A 24,985-nucleotide genomic window follows, 5' to 3' on the forward strand; every position below is an offset into this window, starting at 1 on the left:
CTGTTCGTGACCTGGTTCCTACTCATCAGTTGGACGTCTTGATGCGCTGCTTCCAAAGGAGGGCGTATCGCGAATCTCTACTCAATGCGAGGCAGAGCCCCCTCGGCAAATCCGGTAACCAAAAAAATCGACCCGGCTCCGGAAACACCAGAACTCAGGTCAATCACGCCCCGGAAACGCCTGCCAGGAACCCGCTGTTCATCCATGCAGCCCAGGAAATGCGGTTCAGGCTTCGAGTACGCCTGCAAAGAGGTACTGCCGAATACACACACAAACCCATGCCGGCAGCGGCGCTGCCGGGGTCTTACAAGGAAAAAATCGCACCAGCTGCTAGCCTTATGCCATCACCTTATAAAAACCAGCGAAGTTTACCATACAATTTTCCATTATTGAGCGCCGGGCGACCGCTTGCCATTCATGCAGCACACCGTGTTGCACGGTGGTTACACCCATTGCAGCGCTTTAAGAATAGGCGGCCAAGCCCGTCGCTCCCAGTCAAGCTTCCGCTTTGCCAGCGCTGTATCGGATCGCGAGCACAATCAATGGCAGATAGGCGAGCAAAAGGCCGCTTACGCCATCCATTCCGCCCTTCCCCACCCAAAAAGCCAGAGGCGTCAGCCAAAGGACGTTGATCAGAATGACCGCCACCGTTACCTTCTTGTGGCTGAGGTGTTGGCGAGAAGCATATTGATAGGCATGACTGCGATGAGCCTCGTAGATTTTCTCACCACGAATCAGTCGGTGCAGCATGGTGTAGGTGGCATCAACGATGAACACCCCCATCAATATCAGCCAGCTCCAGAATAGTTGCGGCTCGACCCAGCCAGCCTGAAGCGCCATGCCTGCGAGCACTATGCCGAGAAAACCACTCCCTGCATCGCCCATGAAAATCTTCGCTGGCGGGAAATTCCAGACCAGAAATCCGGCACAGGCACTCGCGAGCAGCAGCGGCGCCCAGACTTCCTGAGTGAACCCACACAACCAATACAGAATGGCTCCGGCCACCGTCACGCAAATCGCCACGGCGCCGGCGATGCCATCAATGCCATCCATGAAATTGTAGAGATTGAGCACCCAGACCAGATAAATCGATGCCAGAACCGCCCCAAACCATCCGAGGTCGATTTTGAAACCGAACATATCCAGCGGGGCCAACCCACCAAAACAAATCAGAATCCAGATAGCCGCAGCAAAATGCCCAAGCAATCGCCAGCGCGCGGCAATGTGCCCATGATCATCGGCAAAACCAATCAGGGCGACAGCGATACCCGCACCAAACAAACCAATGAACTGCCCTTGAGGCAACACTCCAGTCAGCACACAGACCGACAACGCCGCCAAAAATGAAACCACGATGGCAACACCGCCGCCTCTGGGCGTCGGGATGCTGTGGGAACTGCGCGCATTGGGTACATCCATGAGTTTGTTGCGCAGTGCGTAGCTGCGCAGGACGAACGTGAGCGACCAAGAAGCGAGGAATACCCCAACCAGCAATAACCAACTCATTTCTTTTTAGTTTCCAGATAGTCTTTGGCTACACGATCCAACGCCTGCTGACTTCCAACCGGCGGCGCCCATCCCAACAGTTCGCAGGTGTGCCTGATATCGACCTGCAGCGACCCACACAAGCGTGTCGCCAGCGCTCGCCGACCCAGAAGGATCAGCCCGGCGGCTAACAGCCGCTGAGGAACGGGTACCAATGCCGAACGCACGCCCAGCGCTCGAGCCACGCCCTGAAGCAATTGAGTCGTGGACAAATCTGCGCCGTCACTGACAAGAAAGGTGTTGCCCGGCGCACCCGGATGCCTGATGCAATGCACGATCAGGTCCAGCAGATTCTCCAGCGCAACGAGACTGCGCTGATTGGTAATCGAGCCGAACGGCAATGGCAGCCTGGAATCAACCCAACCCAGCATCTTTTGAAAGTTGGCCTTCACACCAGGCCCATAGACCAGGGGCGGTCGAATAATCACGACTTCCAGTCCGGTCTCTGCGGCCAAATCGCGCAACGCGGTTTCCGCTTCCGACTTGGAAATGCCGTATGCATCTACTGGTGCGGGCACATCAGTGGCCAGATAAGGTTTACCGGGAAGGGTCTGCTCACCGTTGACCTTGACCGAGCTGATAAAAATGAACCGTCGAACCCCCGCCTGCGCAGCACTGCGCGCGAGCTTCAAAGTGCCTTCGACATTTGCCTTGCGAAACGCAGTCAGATCATCGGACTGCGCCGCCTTCATGACATGTACGCGCGCAGCGGCATGAATGATAGTGTCGACGCCACGCATCGCCTCAACCGAAAGCCCACTTTCCAACTCGTAAACAATTCGCTCGGCCTGCAAGGGTCCCGAAGCCAGGTCACGAACAGCGCAAACAGGGAGGAAACTTTCACTCGCCAGCAGTTTTTCGCTCAGCGCACGCCCTACAAATCCGCTTGCACCTGTCACAAGCACCCTGGATTTATTCACTCAATTCCCCTTTATATTCATCCTGAAACTGCGCTTGTGTCTGCCCCGAATCGACATGCAATCAATTCGAGGTTTTCGGCGGGGCATTTTCCTTATTTCCAGCAGGAGGCAGGAGCTTGCTTAAATATTGACCGTAACCGGTTTTACCGAGTGTCTGTGCCTGACTCCGCAATTGATCGGCACTAATCCAACCGTTGTAGTAGGCAATCTCTTCCAGACAGGCCACTTTCAAACCCTGGCGCTGCTCGATGGTATGAACGAAGTGACTGGCTTCCAGTAACGAATCATGAGTTCCGGTATCCAGCCAGGCAAAACCACGCCCCAGCAACTCGACTTTCAACGCATCCTGGTGCAGATAAGCCAGGTTGACATCAGTGATCTCAAGTTCACCACGCGCAGAAGGCTGGATGTTTTTAGCGATTTCAACGACCCGATTATCATAGAAATACAACCCGGTGACCGCGTAATTGGACTTTGGCTGGGCCGGCTTTTCTTCAATGCTCAGCGCACGACCTTCGGCATCGAACTCGACCACACCGAAACGCTCCGGATCAGAAACGTGATAACCAAATACCGTCGCTCCCGACTCCTGATGGGTTGCCGAACGCAGTTTGTCGGAGAAATGCTGACCGTAAAAAATATTGTCGCCGAGGATCAAGCAACACGGGCTATCACCAATGAACTCCTCGCCGATGATGAAAGCCTGCGCCAACCCATCAGGACTAGGCTGTTCGGCAAATGAAAGCGAAATACCGTATCGACTACCATCGCCCAGTAACTTGCGAAAACTCGGCAAATCTTCAGGCGTGGAAATAATCAGGATCTCGCGCATCCCCGCAAGCATCAGCACTGAAAGCGGATAGAAGATCATCGGCTTGTCGTAAATCGGTAGCATCTGTTTGGATACACCGAGCGTCAGTGGGTGCAAACGAGTGCCCGAGCCACCGGCCAGAATAATTCCCTTACGAGTTGTAGCCATCATTTATTCAGAACTTCCATCAGCATTCTAGTAACTCCGACTTCCCATTCCGGCAAGTTCAGAGAAAAATTCTCCCGGATTTTCTGAGTATCCAGACGGGAATTAAGGGGACGTCGAGCGGGAGTCGGAAATGAAGTACTTGGCACTGGGGCAACGCTTTTGACCAGAACATTCTCGCCGTGGGCCCGGGCGAAATCGATTACATAGCTGGCATATTGGCGCCATGACGTCTGACCGGCAGCCACCAGGTGATAGATACCTGCCAATTCTGGCTGCCGCAGTGCTTTTTGCAGCGCCAAGGCCGTCACGTCGGCAATCAGGTCAGCCCCTGTAGGCGCACCGATCTGGTCAGAGACAACGTTCAACGTCTCTCGCTCTGCGGCCAGCCGAAGCATGGTTTTCGCGAAGTTATTGCCTCGTGCCGCGTAAACCCAACTCGTGCGAAAAATCAGATAGCGGCAGCCACTGGCGATAATGGCGTTCTCACCGTTCAACTTGCTCAAGCCGTAGTAGTTGAGAGGGGCTGTCTGATCCGCCTCGCGCCAAGGTGCATCACCCTGCCCGTCAAATACATAGTCGGTAGAGTAATGAATCAGCCAGGCGCCCAGGGATGCAACTTCTTCGGCAATGACCTGACTTGCACGCGCATTAATCCTGTCAGCCATTTCAGTATCGGATTCAGCCTTGTCCACTGCGGTATAGGCCGCGGCGTTGACCACAACATCGGGAGCCACCTGGCGAATCGTTGCGCGCAGAGCCTGCAGATCCGAAAGATCCCCGGACAAGCCAGCCTGGCCAAGCCGGTCAAGCGCGATCAGTTCCCCCAATGGGGCAAGAGAACGCTGCAACTCCCAACCGACCTGACCATTTTTTCCGAGCAACAGAATTTTCATGCTTGAACCGGGCGGTTACGGTAATGCTGGTCGATGTACTGCTGATAGCTGCCGCTCTTCACGTTCGCGACCCACTGGGTATTTTTCAGATACCACTCGACAGTCTTGCGAATACCGCTTTCGAAACTTTCCGATGGCACCCAGCCCAACTCGCGCTGGATCTTGCTTGCGTCGATCGCGTAGCGTTGATCGTGCCCCGGGCGATCCTGGACGTAGGTGATCAAGCCAGCGTGAGGACGATGTGGCGACTCCGGGCACAACTCGTCGAGCAACGCGCAGAGTATTTTAACGACTTCGATATTCTGCTTCTCATTGTGCCCACCAATGTTATAGGTCTCCCCTGCAACACCTTCAGTCACAACTTTGTACAACGCTCGAGCATGATCCTCGACATACAACCAATCACGCACTTGATTACCTTTGCCGTAAACAGGCAACGCCTTGCCTTCAAGGGCATTGAGAATAACCAGTGGAATAAGTTTTTCCGGAAAATGGCAAGGCCCATAATTGTTCGAGCAATTGGTAATTAGAACCGGCAACCCATAGGTGCGACTCCATGCGCGCACCAGATGATCGGAACTTGCCTTACTGGCAGAGTAAGGAGAACTTGGCTGATAAGGTGTGGTTTCAGTAAACAGATCATCCACCCCCTCAAGATCACCGTACACTTCATCGGTCGAAATATGGTGAAAGCGAAACAGCGACTTGCGGCCCTGCTCCAGGCATTGCCAATACAGACGCGACGCTTCGAGCAGATTGTAAGTGCCGATAATGTTGGTCTGAATAAACTCCGAAGGACCGGAGATCGAACGATCTACATGGGACTCTGCAGCGAGGTGCATGATCGCATCAGGCTGATGCTCACGAAAAACACGGTCAATCTGCTCCCGATCACAGATATCGACCTGCTCGAACGCATAACGGGGACTATCGCTAACTTCGGCCAATGACTCGAGATTGCCGGCGTAGGTCAACTTATCGACGTTTACAACCGCATCAGAAGTATTGGCAATAATATGCCGAATTACTGCCGAGCCGATAAATCCAGCACCACCAGTCACTAGAATTTTCACGAAAGAACATACCCTTGAGTCACTGACGGCACCGATCGGAGCACCGTCTAATCCATGGATGCGCAAGCCGTCTGGAGATGAGGGCCATTGCCGGAATCAGTCTGTGCCGAAGTGGGATTTAGCCACTATCGAACAAGGGTTGCATTTTACAGCTTAATGAACGTTTTACTAATGGATGCAGACAGGAAGCGGCGCAATTTCAGGGGTGCGCCCCAACCGCCCCATCAGACAAGGCGCTTGCGCGCAGCTCTGGAGGATCGCCCTAAAAACCACCCCAGCACGGGACCAATCAGCATCCCTGCCAAAAGCGCCAGGACCATCACCAGGGACACGGGCAATTGTGGACCAGCCCAGCCGAGAAACAGCAACGAAACCGACTGCTGGTTTTCAAGAACAAATGCCAGTATTACCAGCATCAGCAAAAGAACAAGCACGCCAAGAAGAATGCGTTTGAGGTTACGCATGCGCGACTCCTTGATTATTGACGGCGGCGATCACGCCTCCTCCTCTTCGTTAACACGATCACGCAATTCCTTTCCCGGCTTGAAATGCGGAACAAACTTGCCGTCAAGACTGACAGACTGGCCAGTCTTGGGGTTGCGCCCTACCCGCGGAGCACGATAGTGCAAGGAAAAGCTGCCAAAACCACGGATCTCGATACGATCTCCAGTAGCCAGGCATTGGGACATTTGCTCAAGCATAGTCTTGATGGCCAACTCCACATCTTTGGATGAGAGCAGCCCTTGATGGGTGACAATTCGTTCGATCAACTCCGACTTCGTCATATTTTTCCCTTCTTTTTCAAGCAGCTAGGTCAGCGCTTGAAAGGTTTTAGCACGCCCGGAAGATTTTGAACAGCCCAGGGCTTGACATATCTTTCCGTTCGCCGAAACGCCCATTTTCAGGGCATCGGATCACAAGCCTGCCAACGCTCCCTCACCGACAAATCACCAACATGGTTCGGGTGACGTAGCCTGCCGGATTGAAGCCAAAGGGAAACTCATCCTCTTCCCGGGCATCATCAGACCGCGTGATCACCTTGTAACCCGCCCCCTTGCACTCCTTGGCAGCGCGTTTCTGACACCTTTCCCAGCCTGAACCCAAGCCGGAGCAGTCAACCTCGATGCCACTCACTCCGCGCACCGCATGGGTCTTGGCGCTGGTAGTACAGCCTGCCAACACCAGCAAACCCAACAGAACTATAAACTTGTTCATTCACTTCCTTATGCCAGGCGCCTGCCCGACTACTGCGATCTTCAGCCTAAGCCTAGACGCGAATAGACGATTGATCCGATTAAAGAAACAGACCTCCCGGCTAAGGAAATGGTTTCACCGATTGACCGGAAAGCAGCCCTCCCCCCCACCAAATAGCAGGCACAAAAAAGGGCGACCGAAGTCGCCCTTTTTAATGATCAGACAGAACTCAGTTCTGTTTGGCCATTGCTTGACGCAGCAGTGCCGCCATGGTGGTGTCGGCTGCTTCGCCTTCCGGAGCTGCTTTCAGGCTCTGGATGGCTTCTTTCTCTTCAGCATCGTCTTTCGATTTGATCGACAGCTGAATTACGCGGCTCTTACGATCAACGCTGATGATCTTGGCTTCTACTTGCTGACCTTCTTTCAGAACGTTGCGCGCGTCTTCAACGCGGTCACGGCTGATTTCGGAGGCTTTCAGAGTCGCTTCGATATCGTCGGCCAGAACGATGATGGCGCCTTTGGCGTCAACTTCTTTCACGGTGCCAGTCACGATTGCGCCTTTGTCGTTAACCGAGACGTACTCGGAGAACGGATCGCTTTCCAGTTGCTTGATACCCAGGGAGATACGCTCACGCTCTGGGTCAACCGACAGGATAACGGTGTCCAGCTCATCACCCTTCTTGAAACGACGTACGGCTTCTTCGCCCACTTCGTTCCAGGAGATGTCGGACAGGTGAACCAGACCGTCGATGCCGCCGTCCAGACCAATGAAGATACCGAAATCGGTGATCGACTTGATGGTGCCGGAGATCTTGTCGCCCTTGTTGAACTGGCCAGAGAAGTCTTCCCATGGGTTCGACTTGCACTGCTTGATGCCCAGGGAGATACGACGACGCTCTTCGTCGATGTCCAGAACCATGACTTCCACTTCGTCGCCGACTTGTACGACTTTCGAAGGGTGGATGTTCTTGTTGGTCCAGTCCATTTCCGAAACGTGTACCAGACCTTCAACGCCTTCTTCCAGCTCAGCGAAGCAGCCGTAGTCGGTCAGGTTGGTTACACGAGCGGTAACGCGAGTGCCTTCTGGGTAACGAGCTTTGATAGCAACCCATGGATCTTCGCCCAGTTGCTTCAGGCCCAGGGAAACACGGTTGCGTTCGCGATCGTATTTCAGAACCTTGACGTCGATTTCGTCACCAACGTTGACGATCTCGGAAGGATGCTTGATGCGCTTCCAGGCCATGTCGGTGATGTGCAGCAGGCCGTCCACGCCACCCAGATCGACGAATGCGCCGTAATCGGTGAGGTTTTTGACGATACCTTTGACTTGCTGGCCTTCCTGCAAGGATTCCAGCAGAGCTTCACGCTCGGCGGAGTTCTCGGCTTCCAGGACGCTGCGACGGGAAACGACAACGTTGTTGCGCTTCTGGTCCAGCTTGATGACCTTGAATTCCAGCTCTTTGCCTTCCAGGTGCGTGGTGTCGCGCACTGGACGGACGTCAACCAGGGAACCTGGCAGGAACGCACGGATGCCGTTAACGTCGACAGTGAAGCCGCCTTTAACCTTACCGTTGATAACGCCCTTGACCACTTCCTCAGCTGCGAAGGCTGCTTCCAGAACGATCCAGCATTCAGCGCGCTTGGCTTTTTCACGGGACAGCTTGGTTTCACCGAAACCGTCTTCAACCGAGTCCAGAGCAACGTGAACTTCGTCACCGACGTTGATGTTCAGTTCGCCAGCGTCGTTGTAGAACTGCTCCAGCGGGATCAGTGCTTCGGACTTCAGGCCAGCGTGAACGGTTACCCAGCGAGCCTGGTAATCGATATCAACGATAACACCGGTGATGATGGAGCCTGCCTGAAGGTTCAGGGTCTTTAGGCTTTCTTCAAAGAGTTCCGCAAAGCTTTCGCTCATTTTAATTCCTGTTGATTAGGGCGAAAAATACGCCCATCTCCACATCCCAGACAATGTGGGTTAGTTTCATTTAAAAGAAGCGCCACAGGACTATGACTGGTCCCCTGCAGCCTTCTTGGTCACCCGGCGATATCGCTAATGGCGATCTCACTCATGATGCGTTCAAGCACCTGATCGATGGACAACTCCGTGGAATCCAGCTGTATGGCGTCAGCCGCCGGCTTGAGCGGGGCCACCGCTCGCTGGGTATCACGCTCGTCGCGCGCACGGATCTCATCTAGCAGACTCGACAGACTAACACCCTCGACTTTGCCCTTCAACTGCAAATATCGGCGGCGCGCCCGCTCCTCGGCACTGGCGGTCAGGAAAATCTTCAGCGGCGCATCGGGAAACACCACTGTGCCCATGTCGCGACCATCGGCCACCAGACCCGGAAATTCCTGGAAAGCACGCTGGCGCTGCAGCAGCGCCTCGCGCACAGCCGGCAATGCGGCCACCTGGGAAGCGCCTGATCCGACGCTTTCAGTACGGATGACATCGCTGACTTCGTCACCTTCCAGAATGATGCGTTGCAGTTGACCGTCGGTCGCCGCGATGAACTGCACATCCAGATGAGCAGCCAGTTTCTTCAGCAGCTCTTCATTGGTCAGGTCGACACCGTGGTTGTGCGCAGCAAATGCCAGCAGGCGATACAGCGCACCGGAGTCCAGCAGGTTCCAGCCCAGACGCTTGGCCAGAATCCCGGCTACGGTGCCTTTGCCCGAGCCGCTTGGCCCGTCGATGGTGATGACCGGTGCAATGTTGTTCACGACTGAGCCTCTTGCGCCACACGAATGCCGACCTGCGCGCAGAGCGCCAGGAAGTTCGGGAACGATGTCGCGACGTTGGCGCAGTCATGGATGCGGATCGGTGCCGTGGCGCGCAGCGAGGCCACGCTGAATGCCATCGCGATGCGGTGATCGCCATGACCATGCACTTCGCCGCCGCCGATCTGGCCGCCGTCGATGATGATGCCGTCCGGGGTCGGTTCGCACTTGACGCCCAGCGCCAGCAAACCGTCCGCCATGACCTGGATACGGTCCGATTCCTTGACCCGCAGCTCTTCGGCGCCGGTCAGCACGGTGCGCCCTTCGGCGCAGGCCGCGGCCACGAACAGCACCGGGAACTCGTCGATGGCCAGTGGAACCAGCGCTTCCGGAATCTCGATACCCTTGAGTTTAGCTGCTCGCACACGCAGGTCGGCAACCGGCTCGCCACCCACTTCACGCTGGTTTTCCAGAGTGATGTCGGCGCCCATCAGACGCAGGATGTCGATCACGCCGGTGCGTGTCGGGTTGATGCCGACGTGCTCGAGCACCAGCTCCGAACCTTCGGCGATCGACGCGGCCACCAGGAAGAACGCCGACGACGAGATGTCGCCAGGCACTTCGATGTGGGTCGCGGTCAACTTGCCACCAGACTCAACCGATGCCGTGGCACCGCTGACGCTCACCGGATAGCCAAAGCCGCGCAGCATACGCTCGGTGTGATCACGGGTTGGTGCCGGCTCGGTGACAGTGGTCTTGCCTTCGGCGTACAGACCCGCCAGCAGCAGGCAGGATTTAACCTGGGCACTGGCCATCGGCATGGTGTAGGTCAGGCCCTTGAGCTTGTGACCGCCACGAATGGTCATCGGCGGACGACCGTCGGCAGCGGTTTCGATCACGGCGCCCATTTCCCGCAGCGGGTTGGCGACGCGGTTCATCGGGCGCTTGGACAGCGAAGCGTCACCAGTCAGGGTGCTGTCGAAATCCTGCGCGGCCAGCAGGCCGGACAGCAGGCGCATCGAAGTGCCGGAGTTGCCCAGATAGATCGGGCCCGGCGCAGGCTTCAGGCCGTGCAGGCCGACACCGTGGATGGTCACGCGACCGTGATGCGGGCCTTCAATGACCACGCCCATGTCGCGGAACGCCTGCAGGGTCGCCAGAGCGTCTTCGCCCTCGAGGAAGCCTTCGACTTCAGTGACGCCTTCAGCCAGGGAACCGAGCATGATGGAACGGTGGGAAATCGATTTGTCACCTGGTACGCGAATCCGACCGGACAGGCGGCCACCAGGTTGAGCCAGGAAAATCAGATCGTTGGAATTCATAGCGTCCACATAGGCCCTGCGGGCCAGGATTTTACTGAAATGCTCGCGGGCAACCCGGGCGCGCGTGAAGACGCCCAACAATTGGTGCCCATCCCCTGCATCGACCGCGTCGCGCAAGGCGTCGAGGTCGCTGCGAAATGTATCGAGAGTGCGCAGGACAGCCTCGCGGTTGGCGAGAAAGATGTCATGCCACATGACCGGGTCGCTTCCGGCGATTCTTGTGAAATCACGGAAACCGCCCGCAGCGTAACGGAAGATCTCAAGGTTTTCATTGCGCTTGGCCAGCGAATCGACCAGACCGAAGGCCAGCAGGTGCGGCAAATGACTGGTCGCGGCCAGCACTTCATCGTGACGCTCGACCTGCATGTGCTCGACGTCGGCGCCCAGCTCGCGCCACAAGCGATCCACCACCGCCAGCGCATCCGGATCGGTCTGCTCCAGCGGGGTCAGAATCACTTTGTGACGGCGGAACAGCTCTGAGTTGGAGGCTTCCACCCCGCTCTGCTCGGAGCCGGCAATCGGATGCCCCGGCACGAAACGCGCCGGCATGCCGCCGAACGCTTCGGTCGCCGCGCGCACCACATTGCCCTTGGCGCTGCCGACATCCGTGAGAATCGCCTGCCCCAGGTCCATGCCGGCCAGACGGGCCAGCACTTTTTCCATGGCCAGGATCGGCACCGCCAACTGGATCACGTCCGCGCCCTGGCAAGCCGCCATCAGGTCGTCTTCGCAACGATCCACCACGCCCAACTCGACCGCCAGCTTGCGCGATTGCGGGTCGAGATCGACCCCGACCACTTCGCGGCACACGCCGCTTTCACGCAAGCCTTTGGCAAACGAACCACCGATCAACCCCAGACCGACCACCACCAGGCGCCCGATCATAGGTGCAGCAGATTGCAGCGCAGTGACATCACCCACGAGCCAGAACCTTGCGCAGCGCTTCGAGGAAGCGGCTGTTTTCCGCCGGCAGACCGATGGTCACCCGCAGATGGTTCGGCATGCCGTAGTTGGCCACCGGACGCACGATCACGCCTTCGCGCAGCAGGCCCTGAAATACAGGAGCCGCCACCTGACCGAGGTCGACGCAGATAAAGTTGCCCTTGGACGGAATCCAGCTCAGACCCAGCTCGCGAAAACCCGCTTCCAGCTGTTGCATGCCGGATTCGTTGAGCTGACGGCTCTGCGCCAGATATTCCTCGTCTTTCAACGCCGCACACGCCGCAGCCAAGGCCAGACTGTTGACGTTGAACGGCTGGCGTACGCGGTTCAGCACGTCCGCTACCACCGGGGTGGACAAGCCATAACCAACGCGCAGCGCCGCCAGACCATAGGCCTTGGAGAACGTGCGCGAGACCAGCAGATTCGGGTAAGCGGCGAGGAAATCCAGACCATCCGGCAGATCGCTGCCTTCGGCATATTCGATGTAGGCCTCGTCCAGCACCACCAGCACATGCTCCGGCACATCCTGCAGGAACTCGTCCAGCGCTTCGGCGCCGAACCAGGTGCCGGTCGGGTTGTTCGGGTTGGCGATGAACACCACGCGAGTGTTGGCGTCGATCGCGGCCAGCATGGCCGGCAGATCATGCCCCCAATCCTTGGCCGGAACGACCTTGGCCTGAGCGCCGACCGCCTGGGTCGCGATCGGGTACACCGCGAACGCGTGCTCGCTGAACACCGCATTCAGGCCCGGCGCCAGATAGGCGCGCGCCACCAGCTCGAGAATGTCGTTGGAGCCGTTACCCAGGGTCACCTGGTTCAGCTCGACACGGCACTGCTCGGCCAGCAGGGATTTCAAGGCAAAACCGTTGCCGTCCGGATAACGGGTCAGCTCGTCCAGCGCTTCGCGGATTGCGGCCAGCGCTTTCGGACTCGCGCCCAACGGATTTTCGTTGCTCGCCAGTTTGACAATGCTCGCCGGATCCAGGTCCAGTTCGCGAGCCAGCTCGTCCACGGGTTTGCCCGGTACGTATGGCGAAAGTTGTTGCACGCCCGGCTGTGCCAGAGCGAGGAAGTTGCCACTCATTGCTACCACCCCTTAAAGAACTGCTTTCGGGTAGGAACCCAGCACCTTGAGTGCTACTGCTTCCTGACTGATCTTTTCCAGTACACCCTTGATCAGCGGATCACGGTGATGGCCGACGAAGTCGATGAAGAACACGTAGGTCCATTTACCACTGCGCGACGGACGGGTTTCGATCCGGGTCAGGTCGATCCCGTTGTCATGGAACGGCACCAGCAGCTCGTGGAGCGCGCCGGGCTTGTTGCTCATGGACACGATGATCGAAGTTTTGTCGTCGCCGGTCGGCGGCACTTCCTGGTTACCGATCATCAGGAAGCGCGTGGAGTTGTCCGGGCGATCTTCGATCTTCTCGGCCAGACGGGTCAGGCCGTACAACCCGGCCGCCATATCACCGGCGATCGCCGCCGAATTCCACTCACCCTTGACCCGCTTGGCCGCCTCGGCGTTGCTGGACACCGCCACGCGCTCGACATTCGGGTAATGGGCGTCCAGCCACTTGCGGCACTGCGCCAACGACTGGGCATGGGAATAGATGCGGCTGATGCTGTCGGTCTTGGTGTTTTCACCGACCAACAGGTGGTGGTGAATCCGCAGCTCGACTTCGCCGCAGATCACCATGTCGTGCTCGAGGAAGCTGTCGAGGGTGTGGTTGACCGCGCCTTCAGTGGAGTTTTCCACCGGCACCACGCCAAAATTCACCGCACCGGCCGCCACTTCACGGAACACTTCGTCGATCGCCGCCATCGGCTTGCTGATCACCGCGTGTCCAAAGTGCTTCATGGCCGCCGCTTGGGTGAAGGTGCCTTCCGGACCGAGATAAGCGACTTTCAGCGGATTCTCGAGGGCCAGGCACGAAGACATGATTTCGCGGAACAAACGCGCCATCTCTTCATTGCCCAGCGGCCCCTTGTTGCGCTCCATGACGCGCTTGAGGACCTGCGCCTCACGCTCGGGACGGTAGAACACCGGCTGCTCACCTTCGGCCAGACTGGCCATCTTGACTCGAGCAACTTCTTCGGCGCAGCGCGCGCGATCACTGATCAGCTGGAGAATCTTCTCATCCAGGTTATCGATGCGAACGCGCAGCGCCTTGAGCTCCTGCTCGGACATCAGGAATGCTCCTTCTCGAATTCAGCCATGTAGCCAACCAGCGCCTCGACGGCGTCCAGACCCAGGGCGTTGTAGATCGAGGCACGCATGCCGCCCACCGAACGATGACCCTTGAGGTTGAGCAGGCCACGAGCGTCGGCGCCGGCCAGGAAAGCCTTGTCCAGACGCTCGTCAGCCAGACGGAACGGCACGTTCATCCACGAGCGGGCGTTGGTGCTGATCGGGTTGGTATAGAAATCGCTGTTGTCGATGAAGCCGTACAGGCGATCTTTCTTCGCCTTGTTGCGCTGCTCCATCGCGGCGACGCCGCCCTGCTCCTTCAGCCACTCGAAAACCAGGCCCGAGAGGTACCAGGAATAGGTGGCCGGGGTGTTGTACATCGAACCGTTATCGGCCGAGACCTTGTAGTCGAGCATGGTCGGGCACGAACTGCGGGCGCGGCCCAGCAGGTCTTCACGGACGATCACGACAACCAGACCGCTCGGACCAATGTTCTTCTGCGCGCCGGCGTAGATCAGGCCGTACTGCGACACATCGATCGGACGCGAGAGGATATCGGAGGACATGTCGACCACCAGCGGAACGTCACCGGCCTCGGGAACCCAGTCGAACTGCAGACCGCCGATGGTTTCGTTGGACGCATAGTGCAGATAGGCCGCACCCGGAGTCAGCTTCCACTCGTTCTGACCAGGGATGGCCAGGTAGTCATAAGGCTTGGCGCTGGCGGCAACGTTGATATTGCCGAAGCGACGCGCTTCTTCGATGGCTTTCTTCGACCAGATGCCGGTTTCGACATAGTCGGCGGTGCCGTTCTCGGGCAGCAGGTTCAGCGGAATCTCGGCGAACTGTTGGCTCGCACCGCCCTGCAGGAACAGCACTTTGTAATTGGAGGGGATGGACAGCAGGTCGCGCAGGTCTTGTTCGGCCTTCTCGGCGATGGCCACGTAGTCATCACTGCGATGGCTCATTTCCATGACCGACAGACCCTTGCCGTGCCAGTCGAGCATCTCGGACTGGGCACGCAACAGGACAGCTTCAGGCAGCGCAGCGGGACCTGCGCAGAAGTTATAGGCTCGTTTGCTCACATCCACTCTCGCTATGCAATCACGGTAGCGGACAGAGCAAACACTCTGCCCTGCTACGATTTGGTTAGTCTTGCGACTCTTCTTCGTCTGCGGCGTCCGCCTGCAGGTTGTCGACCGCATCGTCCGGTTCGGCGCCGATCACGCCTTCTTCCAGCTCGACACCTTCTTCGCCTTCCAGCTCGTCACCTTCAACTTCCGAAGGCTCCTGAACCCGCTCCAGACCGACCAGGGTTTCATCCTTGGCCAGCTTGATCAGGGTCACGCCCTGGGTGTTACGACCCAGGCTGGAGACTTCGTCGACACGGGTACGCACCAGCGTGCCCTGGTCGGAAATCAGCATGATCTCCTCGCCGTCGAGCACCTGAACCGCACCGACCAGACGGCCGTTACGCTCGTTGCTGACCATGGCGATCACGCCCTGACCGCCACGCTTGTACTCAGGGAACTCAGTGATCGCGGTGCGCTTGCCGTAGCCACGCTCGGAAGCGGTGAGGATCTGGCTGCCTTCTTCCGGGATCAGCATCGAAATCAGCTTCTGTCCTTCCGGCAGACGCATGCCGCGCACACCGCGGGCGGTACGGCCCATCGCGCGAACGTCGGATTCCTTGAAGCGGGTCACCTTGCCGCCGTCGGAGAACAGCATCACTTCACGTTCGCCATCGGTGATGGCTGCGGAAATCAGCACGTCGCCTTCGTCCAGCTCCAGCGCGATCAGACCGACGCTGCGTTGACGGCTGAAGGATTCCAGCGGCGTCTTCTTCACGGTGCCGTTGGCGGTCGCCATGAAGATGTAGTGACCCTCGGTGTATTCCTCGACCGGCAGCATGGTGGTGATGTATTCACCGTCATCCAGCGGCAGCAGGTTGACCAGCGGACGACCACGGGCGGCGCGGGATGCTTCAGGGATTTCGTAGGTCTTCAGCCAGTACACCTTGCCCTTGCTGGAGAACAGCAGCAGCGTGGTGTGGCTGTTGGCGACCAGCAGGTGAGCGATGTAGTCCTCATCCTTCACGCCGGTAGCCGATTTGCCTTTACCGCCACGACGCTGGGCCTGGTACGCAGCCAGCGGCTGGGTCTTGGCATAGCCACCGTGGGAGATGGTCACGACGCGCTCTTCTTCCGGGATCATGTCGCCCAGAGTCAGGTCGAGACGGGCATCGAGGATTTCGGTACGGCGCACGTCGCCGTATTCGGCGCGGATCACTTCCAGCTCTTCGCGGATCACTTCCATCAGGCGCACGGCGCTGTTGAGGATGCGGATCAGCTCGCCGATCTGGTTGAGGATCTCTTGATACTCGGCCAGCAGCTTTTCGTGTTCCAGACCGGTCAGGCGGTGCAGACGCAGTTCCAGAATGGCTTGCGCCTGCTCTGGCGACAGGAAGTACTTGCCGTCGCGCAGACCGTATTGCGGATCGAGGTTTTCCGGACGGCACGAATCGGCACCGGCACGCTCAACCATCGCCACCACGGCAGTGGATTCCCACGGCGTGCTGACCAGCGCTTCCTTGGCTTCCGACGGAGTCGGCGAAGCCTTGATCAGGGCGATCACCGGGTCGATGTTCGACAGGGCAACGGCCTGACCTTCGAGGATGTGACCACGCTCACGCGCCTTGCGCAGTTCGAACACGGTACGGCGGGTAACCACTTCGCGGCGGTGACGGACGAAGGCTTCCAGCAGGTCCTTGAGGTTGAGGATCCGTGGACGACCGTCGATCAGCGCAACGATGTTGATGCCGAATACCGATTGCAGCTGGGTCTGGGCGTAGAGGTTGTTGAGGATCACCTCTGGCACTTCGCCGCGACGCAGTTCGATCACGACGCGCATACCGTCCTTGTCGGACTCGTCGCGCAGTTCGGTGATGCCTTCGAGTTTCTTCTCTTTTACCAGCTCGGCGATCTTCTCGATCAGACGTGCCTTGTTCAACTGGTAAGGGAGTTCGGTGATGACGATCTGCTGACGGCCACCGACCTTGTCGATGTCTTCGATGATCGAGCGGGCGCGCATGTAAATGCGGCCACGGCCGGTGCGGTAGGCTTCGATGATGCCGGCGCGACCGTTGATGATCGCGGCAGTCGGGAAGTCCGGGCCGGGGATGTATTGCATCAGTTCATCGACGGTCAGCTCGGGGTTGTCGATGAGGGCCAGGCAACCGTCGATGACTTCACCGAGGTTGTGCGGCGGAATGTTGGTCGCCATGCCCACGGCGATACCGCTGGAACCGTTGACCAGCAGATTCGGTACGCGGGTCGGCATGACCGCCGGGATCAGTTCGGTGCCGTCATAGTTCGGCACCCAGTCCACGGTTTCCTTGTGCAGATCGGCCAGCAGCTCATGTGCCAGCTTGGTCATGCGCACTTCGGTGTATCGCATGGCCGCGGCATTGTCGCCGTCGACCGAACCGAAGTTGCCCTGGCCGTCGACCAGCAGGTAACGCAGGGAGAAAGGCTGCGCCATGCGGACGATGGTGTCGTACACCGCGGTATCACCGTGCGGGTGATACTTACCGATCACGTCACCGACGACACGGGCAGATTTCTTGTACGGCTTGTTGAAGTCGTTGCCCAGCTCGCTCATCGCGAACAGCACGCGACGGTGCACGGGCTTCAAGCCATCGCGCGCATCCGGCAGTGCACGGCCGACGATCACGCTCATCGCGTAGTCGAGATAGGACTGTTTCAGCTCGTCTTCGATATTGACCGGGAGGATTTCTTTGGCCAGTTCGCCCATGAGAAGCCTGATTCCTTTTTCTGGTGAAACTTCGCCATATCCATAGGGGACGCACGAAGCTCGTCGATGCAGGCCGAGTGCCATGCGCCGACTTACGACAAATCGACAAGTTGACCCTGGATTTGCGCAGTGAAGACAACCCCGTGGGACTGCCTCGGAAAACGCCGGATGTTATCACAAGAGCCGCCACGCACCTATCCCCCAGATGCGCATGGAGCATAGTTAGATGACCGATGACAGGCTTAACGGGGACGAGAGAAGCTCAGAGCTTCCCTGAATGCAAATTTCGGGACGAAATTGCGGATGTTTATTGACTTTACAAGGCCCCATCGCGAGCAGGCTCGCTCCCACAAAGTTCTGTGGCGATCACAAAACCAGTGGGAGCGAGCCTGCTCGCGAAGAGGACAACGCGGACATCAAGCCAATCAATGCAAGCGCTTGCGGCACATCAACTGCGCCATCTTCGCGGTATCCGGGCGTTCGACGATGCCTTTTTCGGTGACGATCGCATCGATCAGATCCGCCGGGGTCACGTCAAACACCGGGTTGAACGCTTCAACGTCGGCCCCGACACGCTTGCCGCCAACTTCAAGCAACTCGGCGCCGTCGCGTTCTTCGATCGGGATGTCATCACCGCTGGCCAGATTCATGTCGATGGTCGAACTCGGTGCCACCACCATGAAACGCACGCCGTGGTGCATGGCGTTGACCGCCAGTTGATAGGTGCCGATCTTGTTCGCCACATCGCCGTTGGCGGTGATCCGGTCGGCGCCGACGATCACCCAGGTCACGCCTTTGGTTTTCATGATGTGCGCGGCGGCAGAGTCAGCGTTCAGGGTCACCGGAATGCCTTCGTTGGCCAGTTCCCACGCGGTCAGGCGCGAGCCTTGCAGCCACGGCCGGGTTTCGTCGGCGTAGACGCGCTCGACCATGCCTTCGATGAACGCGGCGCGAATCACTCCGAGCGCCGTACCGAAACCGCCGGTGGCCAGAGCGCCGGTGTTGCAGTGCGTCAGAATCGCCTGGGCATTGCCCTGATGCTTGCGGATCAGGTCGACACCGAGCTGGGCCATGGTCAGGTTGGCTTCGCGATCGCTTTCATGGATGGCGATGGCCTCGGCTTCCAGCGCCGCCAGCGGATCGGCGTTTTCCTTCAAACGATCCAGCCGGTCGTGCATGCGGTTCAACGCCCAGAACAGATTCACCGCAGTCGGCCGGGAATCGGCCAGCAGCATGAAATCCTCTTCCAGCGCCGCGTACCAGTCGCCGCCCTCGGCAATCCGGGCACGGGCCGCCAGCACGATGCCGTAGGCGGCACTGATGCCGATAGCCGGCGCACCGCGCACCACCATCGAACGAATCGCTTCGGCCACGCCGGCGGCGCTGGTGTAGGCGACCCAGTTTTCCTCGAACGGCAAAACGCGCTGATCCAGCAGGTGGAGCGCGCCATCACGCCAATCGATGGCCTTTACTTTCTCCGCAGCCAACAGTCGATCGCGCATCCCTCACCCCGCACTCATGAACAAAAGCCGCCGATTATAGCGATCCCCCCGCGAAGACGCTCGGGTATACTTCGCCATCCTTTACAAAAGCACTGGAACCGACCCTCGATGCCGAAACCTGCCATTGCGCTCGACTTATTATTGCTGCCGACCTGGCTGGTACCCGTCGAACCCGCAGGCGTTGTGCTCAAGGAGCACGGCCTGGGCATTCGCGACGGCCGCATCGTGTTCATCGGCCCGCGTGCCGAAGCGCTGAAGTGTAACGCCGCCGAAGTCCGCGAACTGCCGGACGTTCTGCTCAGCCCCGGCCTGATCAACGCCCACGGCCACGCCGCGATGACGCTGTTCCGTGGTCTGGCCGACGATTTGCCGCTGATGACCTGGCTGGAAAACCACATCTGGCCGGCCGAGGGCAAATGGGTCGATGAAGATTTTGTGCGTGACGGCACCGATCTGGCCATCGCCGAGCAGATAAAAGGTGGCATCACCTGTTTCTCGGATATGTACTTCTTCCCCAAGGTTGCCAGCGAGCGCGTGCACAACAGCGGAATCCGTGCGCAGATCGCGATTCCGATCCTCGACTTCCCGATTCCGGGTGCCGCCAGCGCCGATGAAGCCATTCGTCAGGGCGTCGAACTGTTCGGCGACCTGAAGCATCACGAGCGCATCAAGATCACCTTCGGCCCTCATGCACCCTACACCGTGGGCGACGAGAACCTGGAAAAAATCCGCGTGATCGCCGAAGAACTGGACGCCTCGATCCACATGCACGTCCACGAAACCGCTTTCGAAGTGCAGCAAGCGCTCGAACAGTACGGCGAACGCCCGCTGGCCCGCCTCGGTCGTCTCGGCCTGCTCGGCCCGCGCTTCCAGGCCGTGCACATGACCCAGATCAGCGATGACGACCTGGCGTTGCTGGTAGAAAGCAACACCAGCGTGATCCACTGCCCGGAGTCGAACCTGAAACTGGCCAGCGGCTTCTGCCCGGTGGAGCGTCTGTGGCAGGCCGGGGTCAACGTAGCGGTCGGCACCGATGGCGCGGCGAGCAACAATGACCTGGATCTGCTGGGCGAAACCCGCACCGCCGCGCTGCTGGCCAAAGCCGTCGCCGGCTCGGCGACCGCGCTGGACGCCCACCGGGCGTTGCGCATGGCCACGCTCAATGGCGCGCGAGCCCTGGGAATCGAAGCCGAGACCGGCTCGCTGGAGCTCGGCAAGGCAGCCGACATTGTCGCCTTCGACCTGTCCGGCCTGGCGCAACAACCGGTCTATGACCCGGTCTCGCAACTGATATATGCCACCGGTCGCGACTGCGTGAAACACCTGTGGGTCGCCGGCAAGCAGTTGCTCGACGACCGCCGCCTGACCCGACTGGACGAACAACAGCTCGGCGAAACCGCCCGGGCCTGGGGCCGACGCATCAGCGGCCACACCGAATCGTAAACACCCCGGCGCAAACTCCGGGGCTACAGCCTTTTTCAAGTTTTAGAGGATTGAATCATGAGCAACGTCGACCACGCCGAAATCGCCAAATTCGAAGCCCTGGCCCATCGCTGGTGGGACCGCGAAAGCGAGTTCAAACCGCTGCACGACATCAACCCGCTGCGGGTCAACTGGATTGACGAGCGTGTCAATCTGGCCGGCAAGAAGGTCCTCGACGTCGGTTGCGGCGGCGGCATTCTCAGCGAAGCCATGGCCCAGCGCGGCGCGACCGTGACCGGTATCGACATGGGTGAAGCGCCTCTGGCGGTCGCGCAACTGCATCAGCTGGAATCCGGCGTGAACGTCGAATACCGTCAGATCACCGCCGAAGCCCTGGCCGAAGAAATGCCCGAGCAGTTCGACGTCGTCACCTGCCTGGAAATGCTCGAGCACGTACCGGACCCGTCCTCGGTGATCCGCGCCTGCTTCCGCATGGTCAAGCCCGGCGGCCAGGTGTTCTTCTCCACCATCAACCGCAACCCGAAGGCCTACCTGTTCGCCATCATCGGTGCCGAATACATCATGAAGCTGCTGCCGCGGGGCACTCACGATTTCAAGAAATTCATCCGCCCGTCCGAGCTGGGCGCCTGGAGCCGCATGGCCGGCCTGACCGTCAAGGACATCATCGGTCTGACCTACAACCCGCTGACCAAGCACTACAAGCTGGCGGCGGACGTTGACGTCAACTACATGATCCAGACCCTGCGCGAGGAGTAAGCCGATGGCCATCAGAGCAGTCCTTTTCGACATGGACGGCACTCTGCTCGATACCGCACCGGACTTCATCGCCATCTGCCAGGCGATGCGCGCGGATCGTGGCTTGCCGCCGATGAACGACAAACACATCCGCGATGAAATCTCCGGCGGCGCCAAGGCCATGGTCGCGGTGACGTTCTCGATGGATCCGGAGTCGCCGGGCTTCGAGGAGTTGCGCCTGGAGTTCCTCGAGCGCTATCTGGAGGGCTGTGCCGTGCACAGCAAGCTGTTCGACGGGATGGGCGAATTGCTGGCCGACATCGAGAAGGCCAATCTGGTCTGGGGCGTGGTCACTAACAAGCCGCTGCGCTTCGCCGAGCCGATCATGCAGCAACTGGGGCTGGCCGAGCGCTCCGCACTGCTGATCTGCCCGGATCACGTGAAGAACAGCAAGCCGGATCCCGAGATGCTGACCCTGGCCTGCAAGATGCTTGATCTGGATCCGTCGACCGTCCTGTTCATCGGCGATGATTTGCGCGATATCGAATCCGGCCGTGACGCCGGCACCAAAACCGCTGCCGTGACCTATGGCTACATCCACCCGGACGACAACCCTCGGCACTGGGGCGCGGACGTGGTGGTGGATCATCCGCTGGAATTGCGCAAGGTGCTGGATAACGCACTCTGCAGCTGCTGAGACCTGACGCGGAGCGTCGTTGGCTGCATTCCCGCGCGGGCGGTTCGACGTTCGGCGCGGGAACGATCTGACTCTTGATGAGGTTTTTTATGTTTGATTACACCGCTCGCCCCGAATTGCTCAAGGATCGGGTCATTCTGGTCACCGGTGCCGGTCGTGGCATCGGTGCGGCGGCCGCCAGGACATACGCCGCCCACGGCGCGACCGTGCTGCTGCTGGGCAAGACCGAAGCCAATCTGACCCAGGTCTATGACGAGATCGAAGCAGCCGGGCATCCACAGCCCGCCGTGATCCCGTTCAACCTCGAAACCGCCCTGCCCCATCAATACGATGAGCTGGCGGCGATGATCGAGACCGAGTTCGGCCACCTCGACGGCCTGTTGCACAACGCCTCGATCATTGGGCCGCGCACGCCGATCGAGCAGTTGTCCGGTGAAAACTTCATGCGTGTCATGCAGGTCAACGTCAACGCGATGTTCATGCTGACCAGCACCCTGCTGCCGCTGCTGAAGCTTTCACAGGATGCTTCGGTGGTGTTCACCTCCAGCAGCGTCGGGCGCAAGGGCCGGGCTTACTGGGGCGCTTATGGCGTGTCGAAGTTTGCCACTGAAGGGTTGATGCAGACTCTGGCCGATGAAATCGACGGCGTGGCGCCGGTACGCTCAAACAGCATCAATCCGGGCGGCACCCGCACGAGCATGCGCGCACAGGCGTACCCCGGTGAGAACCCACTGAACAACCCGACACCGGAAGAAATCATGCCGGTCTATCTGTACCTGATGGGCCCGGACAGCACGGGTATCAATGGCCAGGCCTTCAACGCCCAGTAATGCCATACGTCGCAATTGTTGCCGTGACGGAATCCCGTCGCGGCAGGCAATTGCCGCCTTCAGTACCTCCAACTCTGTCAAACAACCACCACCTACTCCGCTCTAAAAAATCCAAACTATTGATTCTCAACGGTTTTCAAAAAATATGAACCGTATGGCATGACTTTCGCTCTACATCTCCTCAAAGCACGCCGTGTGAAGGCAGCCGGGCAGGGCCTGATGCGATAGCTGACTAATCGTCATCGGGCAGACTAAACTTACCCCAAATGTCCTACGGGACTGATGGATCAGTATGACGCGCAGCCCATAGCCGCTCTCACCCAGCCTGTAAGACAGACTTACTGCTTAGGGGCTCACGCCATATGAAATCACCCTCCCAGACCACTGCAATTGACTTCGACAGTGCCAAATTGCAACGCCTGGGCTTTGGTCAGCAGCCTCCCCTGCTGGCGCGACCTGTCAGCCTGGCGCAATTGCGCCAGCACATGAGCCTGCAACTGCAAACCAGCCTTGAGCCTCAACGCATCCTCGGTCTGTTTTTCCGCGAAGTTCAGCGCCTGGTGCCCCTGGACGCCCTGACCTACGTGCACGACGGCAGCGACCTGCGCCTGGAGTTCGGTGCTCGCGGGCACCATTCGGCCAGCTATAGCCTCAGCCACGAAGGCGAGCATATGGGTGAGTTGGTGTTCCGCCGCAACCAGCGCTTCAACGAACAGGAACTGGGTTATCTCGAATCACTGCTGTCGGCCCTGCTGTACCCGATGCGCAATGCATTGCTTTACCGCGCCGCCACTCAGAGCGCCCTGCGTGATCCGTTGACCGGAGCCGGTAACCGCATTGCGATGGAGCAGACGCTGCTGCGAGAAATCGAAATGTCGCGCCGGCACCTGCAACCACTGTCGGTGCTGATGCTGGATATCGACCACTTCAAACAGGTCAACGACCTTCATGGTCACAGCGCCGGCGATGACGTCCTCAAAGCCGTGGCCGCGTCAATCAAGGGCCAGTTGCGCAATGTCGACATGGTGTTCCGTTATGGCGGGGAAGAATTTCTGATCCTGCTGTCCAACACCGGTCGCGATGCGGCCGCCATGGTCGGCGAGCGCCTTCGTCAGGCGGCGCAGACCCAGGATTACTACGCCAATAATCAATTGATCGAACTGACCGTGAGCCTCGGCTGCTCGACCCTGTTGCCGGGCGAATCCGCCGACAGCCTGTTGCGTCGCGCCGACAGCGCGCTCTATGTCGCCAAGCGCGAAGGCCGCAATCGCCTGACCATGGCAGGCTAGATTTTCTGCGCCAACAAAAAACGGGAGCCAAGGCTCCCGTTTTTTATGGGTGTCGCCCAAATCAGCTCTCGACCAGCGCCCGACGCTCACGCCCGACCAACACCCGCTCCGACAGCTCAAGCTGCATGCAGCGCTCAAGGAACAGGTACATGTAGTCGTAACTCTTGCAGATGGCCTGTCGCAGTTCCGCCTGCAAGGCTTTGCTCGGGTTTAGCCCGGCGAGGGTGCAGATAATCTCCAGCGCTTCCCACGGGTGCGCGTCATCGTACTGGGCGTGCATCTTCAGCCACTTCATGGCCCGCTTGCGATCTTCTTCAGGGAAAGCGGCGGCATAGACACCCGTCGAACACACCAGCGCCGACCACTCCCCGGTTGCGCCTTCGATGGCGTAGTTGGTGGCCGCGATGGCCACGATCAGTGAATCCGCCGAACTGGTGTGCCAGCACCAGTGGCTCAGAGCATGCAACTCCGGTGGCACTTGTTGCGCTTGCAGGTCTTCCAGGCTCACCCCATGGGCCCGGCTCCAGTGCACCCAATAATCGGCGTGGTTGAGTTCGACGCGGATGTTGCGCATCAGCCAGCGCCGCGCCATGTCCTCGCCCGGGTGGCGGGCGAATTTGGTTTTGGTCAGGTTCTGCGCCATGTACAACGCGAATTGCTCAACGACGGGCCAGCCCCCGATCAGGTACTGGCGCATGGTTCTGGCGCTGAGCTTGTTATCACGCATGCGCAGATAAAGTTCATGTTCGACAACCCGGCGTTTGCTCTCGCTGCAATCCTGGATCAACTGTTGCGCCCAGGCGGGATAACTTGCAGCTTCCATGAGTGGTCCGGTTCGGTTGAATGTGTCGATCACTGTTCGGCTCCTTTTGATTTGTGATTGTAAGGATCGGCAA

At 58.9% G+C, this 24,985-nt stretch carries 22 protein-coding genes; 5 read left to right on the forward strand and 17 right to left on the reverse strand.

Annotated features, from left to right (window positions below; genetic code table 11):
• Positions 1 to 495: 495 nt before the first annotated feature.
• The 16 genes from ACEN93_RS08400 to mtnA form a co-directional block, all read right to left on the reverse strand.
• A complete protein-coding gene (locus ACEN93_RS08400) occupies positions 496 to 1,506 on the reverse strand; it encodes an MraY family glycosyltransferase (RefSeq protein ID WP_039770541.1) in 1,011 nt (336 codons plus the stop codon).
• Positions 1,503 to 2,465 (reverse strand): UDP-glucose 4-epimerase family protein, encoded by a 963-nt coding sequence (locus ACEN93_RS08405; RefSeq protein ID WP_039770543.1) that lies wholly within the window; start codon positions 2,463 to 2,465, stop codon positions 1,503 to 1,505. Before ACEN93_RS08405 ends, ACEN93_RS08400 begins: the two co-directional genes overlap by 4 nt.
• A gap of 61 nt (positions 2,466 to 2,526) precedes the next feature.
• Positions 2,527 to 3,447 carry a glucose-1-phosphate thymidylyltransferase RfbA gene (gene rfbA, locus ACEN93_RS08410; protein WP_052266588.1) on the reverse strand — a complete coding sequence of 307 codons (921 nt, stop codon included), beginning with the start codon at positions 3,445 to 3,447 and terminating at the stop codon, positions 2,527 to 2,529.
• Positions 3,444 to 4,337 carry a dTDP-4-dehydrorhamnose reductase gene (rfbD, locus tag ACEN93_RS08415; RefSeq protein WP_039770545.1) on the reverse strand — a complete coding sequence of 298 codons (894 nt, stop codon included), beginning with the start codon at positions 4,335 to 4,337 and terminating at the stop codon, positions 3,444 to 3,446. Before rfbD ends, rfbA begins: the two co-directional genes overlap by 4 nt.
• Complete coding sequence (rfbB, locus tag ACEN93_RS08420; RefSeq protein WP_495611302.1) at positions 4,334 to 5,410, reverse strand: dTDP-glucose 4,6-dehydratase; 1,077 nt, start codon at positions 5,408 to 5,410, stop codon at positions 4,334 to 4,336. Before rfbB ends, rfbD begins: the two co-directional genes overlap by 4 nt.
• A 224-nt stretch (positions 5,411 to 5,634) precedes the next feature.
• Complete coding sequence (locus ACEN93_RS08425) at positions 5,635 to 5,874, reverse strand: LapA family protein (protein WP_039770550.1); 240 nt, start codon at positions 5,872 to 5,874, stop codon at positions 5,635 to 5,637.
• Positions 5,875 to 5,904: 30 nt separating this feature from the next.
• The gene (gene ihfB / locus ACEN93_RS08430) at positions 5,905 to 6,195 is read right to left on the reverse strand and encodes an integration host factor subunit beta (protein ID WP_039770552.1); all 291 of its coding nucleotides are present in this window, start codon (positions 6,193 to 6,195) and stop codon (positions 5,905 to 5,907) included.
• Between the two features lie 151 nt (positions 6,196 to 6,346).
• Positions 6,347 to 6,625, reverse strand: coding sequence for a hypothetical protein (locus ACEN93_RS08435; RefSeq protein ID WP_039770553.1), 279 nt, complete (start codon positions 6,623 to 6,625; stop codon positions 6,347 to 6,349).
• 208 nt (positions 6,626 to 6,833) lie between these two features.
• Positions 6,834 to 8,519 carry a 30S ribosomal protein S1 gene (rpsA, locus tag ACEN93_RS08440; RefSeq protein ID WP_039770554.1) on the reverse strand — a complete coding sequence of 562 codons (1,686 nt, stop codon included), beginning with the start codon at positions 8,517 to 8,519 and terminating at the stop codon, positions 6,834 to 6,836.
• 119 nt (positions 8,520 to 8,638) lie between these two features.
• The gene (gene cmk, locus ACEN93_RS08445) at positions 8,639 to 9,328 is read right to left on the reverse strand and encodes a (d)CMP kinase (protein ID WP_495611303.1); all 690 of its coding nucleotides are present in this window, start codon (positions 9,326 to 9,328) and stop codon (positions 8,639 to 8,641) included.
• The gene (locus tag ACEN93_RS08450) at positions 9,325 to 11,532 is read right to left on the reverse strand and encodes a bifunctional prephenate dehydrogenase/3-phosphoshikimate 1-carboxyvinyltransferase (RefSeq protein WP_239065558.1); all 2,208 of its coding nucleotides are present in this window, start codon (positions 11,530 to 11,532) and stop codon (positions 9,325 to 9,327) included. Before ACEN93_RS08450 ends, cmk begins: the two co-directional genes overlap by 4 nt.
• 28 nt (positions 11,533 to 11,560) lie before the next feature.
• Positions 11,561 to 12,673: a histidinol-phosphate transaminase gene (hisC, locus tag ACEN93_RS08455; protein WP_007950914.1), complete on the reverse strand. Its 1,113-nt coding sequence runs from the start codon at positions 12,671 to 12,673 to the stop codon at positions 11,561 to 11,563.
• A gap of 12 nt (positions 12,674 to 12,685) precedes the next feature.
• Positions 12,686 to 13,780 (reverse strand): prephenate dehydratase, encoded by a 1,095-nt coding sequence (gene pheA, locus ACEN93_RS08460; protein ID WP_007950913.1) that lies wholly within the window; start codon positions 13,778 to 13,780, stop codon positions 12,686 to 12,688.
• On the reverse strand, positions 13,780 to 14,865 hold the full coding sequence (gene serC, locus ACEN93_RS08465; RefSeq protein ID WP_085647505.1) for a 3-phosphoserine/phosphohydroxythreonine transaminase: 1,086 nt from the start codon (positions 14,863 to 14,865) through the stop codon (positions 13,780 to 13,782). Before serC ends, pheA begins: the two co-directional genes overlap by 1 nt.
• A gap of 64 nt (positions 14,866 to 14,929) precedes the next feature.
• Positions 14,930 to 17,593 carry a DNA gyrase subunit A gene (gyrA, locus tag ACEN93_RS08470; RefSeq protein WP_039770558.1) on the reverse strand — a complete coding sequence of 888 codons (2,664 nt, stop codon included), beginning with the start codon at positions 17,591 to 17,593 and terminating at the stop codon, positions 14,930 to 14,932.
• A gap of 425 nt (positions 17,594 to 18,018) precedes the next feature.
• Positions 18,019 to 19,095 (reverse strand): S-methyl-5-thioribose-1-phosphate isomerase, encoded by a 1,077-nt coding sequence (mtnA, locus tag ACEN93_RS08475; protein ID WP_085668126.1) that lies wholly within the window; start codon positions 19,093 to 19,095, stop codon positions 18,019 to 18,021.
• A 108-nt stretch (positions 19,096 to 19,203) separates the two neighbouring features.
• Between mtnA and ACEN93_RS08480 the strand changes: the two genes are divergently transcribed.
• From ACEN93_RS08480 to ACEN93_RS08500, 5 genes are all read left to right on the forward strand, one after another.
• Entirely contained in the window at positions 19,204 to 20,538 is a 1,335-nt protein-coding gene (locus tag ACEN93_RS08480) for a TRZ/ATZ family hydrolase (RefSeq protein WP_495611304.1), read from the forward strand.
• Positions 20,539 to 20,595: 57 nt separating this feature from the next.
• Positions 20,596 to 21,294: a bifunctional 2-polyprenyl-6-hydroxyphenol methylase/3-demethylubiquinol 3-O-methyltransferase UbiG gene (gene ubiG, locus ACEN93_RS08485; RefSeq protein WP_039770564.1), complete on the forward strand. Its 699-nt coding sequence runs from the start codon at positions 20,596 to 20,598 to the stop codon at positions 21,292 to 21,294.
• Positions 21,295 to 21,298: 4 nt separating this feature from the next.
• A complete protein-coding gene (gene mupP / locus ACEN93_RS08490) occupies positions 21,299 to 21,970 on the forward strand; it encodes an N-acetylmuramic acid 6-phosphate phosphatase MupP (RefSeq protein WP_039770566.1) in 672 nt (223 codons plus the stop codon).
• A gap of 89 nt (positions 21,971 to 22,059) precedes the next feature.
• Positions 22,060 to 22,800 (forward strand): YciK family oxidoreductase, encoded by a 741-nt coding sequence (locus ACEN93_RS08495; RefSeq protein ID WP_039770568.1) that lies wholly within the window; start codon positions 22,060 to 22,062, stop codon positions 22,798 to 22,800.
• Between the two features lie 362 nt (positions 22,801 to 23,162).
• Positions 23,163 to 24,089 (forward strand): GGDEF domain-containing protein, encoded by a 927-nt coding sequence (locus ACEN93_RS08500; RefSeq protein WP_074688038.1) that lies wholly within the window; start codon positions 23,163 to 23,165, stop codon positions 24,087 to 24,089.
• A 61-nt stretch (positions 24,090 to 24,150) separates the two neighbouring features.
• Here the strand turns inward: ACEN93_RS08500 and ACEN93_RS08505 are convergent, their stop codons facing one another.
• On the reverse strand, positions 24,151 to 24,945 hold the full coding sequence (locus ACEN93_RS08505; RefSeq protein WP_039770573.1) for an iron-containing redox enzyme family protein: 795 nt from the start codon (positions 24,943 to 24,945) through the stop codon (positions 24,151 to 24,153).
• Between the last annotated feature and the right edge of the window lie 40 nt (positions 24,946 to 24,985).

Source organism: Pseudomonas sp. Pseusp21 (assembly GCF_059492145.1).

What these genes read in the sequence shown, in the direction of transcription:
- ACEN93_RS08400 (WP_039770541.1), bottom strand. Translation starts at nt 1,506, where the DNA reads ATGAGTTGGTTATTGCTGGTTGGGGTATTCCTCGCTTCTTGGTCGCTC.
- rfbA (WP_052266588.1), bottom strand. Translation starts at nt 3,447, where the DNA reads ATGATGGCTACAACTCGTAAGGGAATTATTCTGGCCGGTGGCTCGGGC.
- rfbD (WP_039770545.1), bottom strand. Translation starts at nt 4,337, where the DNA reads ATGAAAATTCTGTTGCTCGGAAAAAATGGTCAGGTCGGTTGGGAGTTG.
- ACEN93_RS08425 (WP_039770550.1), bottom strand. Translation starts at nt 5,874, where the DNA reads ATGCGTAACCTCAAACGCATTCTTCTTGGCGTGCTTGTTCTTTTGCTG.
- ihfB (WP_039770552.1), bottom strand. Translation starts at nt 6,195, where the DNA reads ATGACGAAGTCGGAGTTGATCGAACGAATTGTCACCCATCAAGGGCTG.
- ACEN93_RS08435 (WP_039770553.1), bottom strand. Translation starts at nt 6,625, where the DNA reads ATGAACAAGTTTATAGTTCTGTTGGGTTTGCTGGTGTTGGCAGGCTGT.
- rpsA (WP_039770554.1), bottom strand. Translation starts at nt 8,519, where the DNA reads ATGAGCGAAAGCTTTGCGGAACTCTTTGAAGAAAGCCTAAAGACCCTG.
- ACEN93_RS08450 (WP_239065558.1), bottom strand. Translation starts at nt 11,532, where the DNA reads ATGATCGGGCGCCTGGTGGTGGTCGGTCTGGGGTTGATCGGTGGTTCG.
- hisC (WP_007950914.1), bottom strand. Translation starts at nt 12,673, where the DNA reads ATGAGTGGCAACTTCCTCGCTCTGGCACAGCCGGGCGTGCAACAACTT.
- pheA (WP_007950913.1), bottom strand. Translation starts at nt 13,780, where the DNA reads ATGTCCGAGCAGGAGCTCAAGGCGCTGCGCGTTCGCATCGATAACCTG.
- gyrA (WP_039770558.1), bottom strand. Translation starts at nt 17,593, where the DNA reads ATGGGCGAACTGGCCAAAGAAATCCTCCCGGTCAATATCGAAGACGAG.
- mtnA (WP_085668126.1), bottom strand. Translation starts at nt 19,095, where the DNA reads ATGCGCGATCGACTGTTGGCTGCGGAGAAAGTAAAGGCCATCGATTGG.
- ACEN93_RS08480 (WP_495611304.1), top strand. Translation starts at nt 19,204, where the DNA reads ATGCCGAAACCTGCCATTGCGCTCGACTTATTATTGCTGCCGACCTGG.
- ubiG (WP_039770564.1), top strand. Translation starts at nt 20,596, where the DNA reads ATGAGCAACGTCGACCACGCCGAAATCGCCAAATTCGAAGCCCTGGCC.
- mupP (WP_039770566.1), top strand. Translation starts at nt 21,299, where the DNA reads ATGGCCATCAGAGCAGTCCTTTTCGACATGGACGGCACTCTGCTCGAT.
- ACEN93_RS08495 (WP_039770568.1), top strand. Translation starts at nt 22,060, where the DNA reads ATGTTTGATTACACCGCTCGCCCCGAATTGCTCAAGGATCGGGTCATT.
- ACEN93_RS08500 (WP_074688038.1), top strand. Translation starts at nt 23,163, where the DNA reads ATGAAATCACCCTCCCAGACCACTGCAATTGACTTCGACAGTGCCAAA.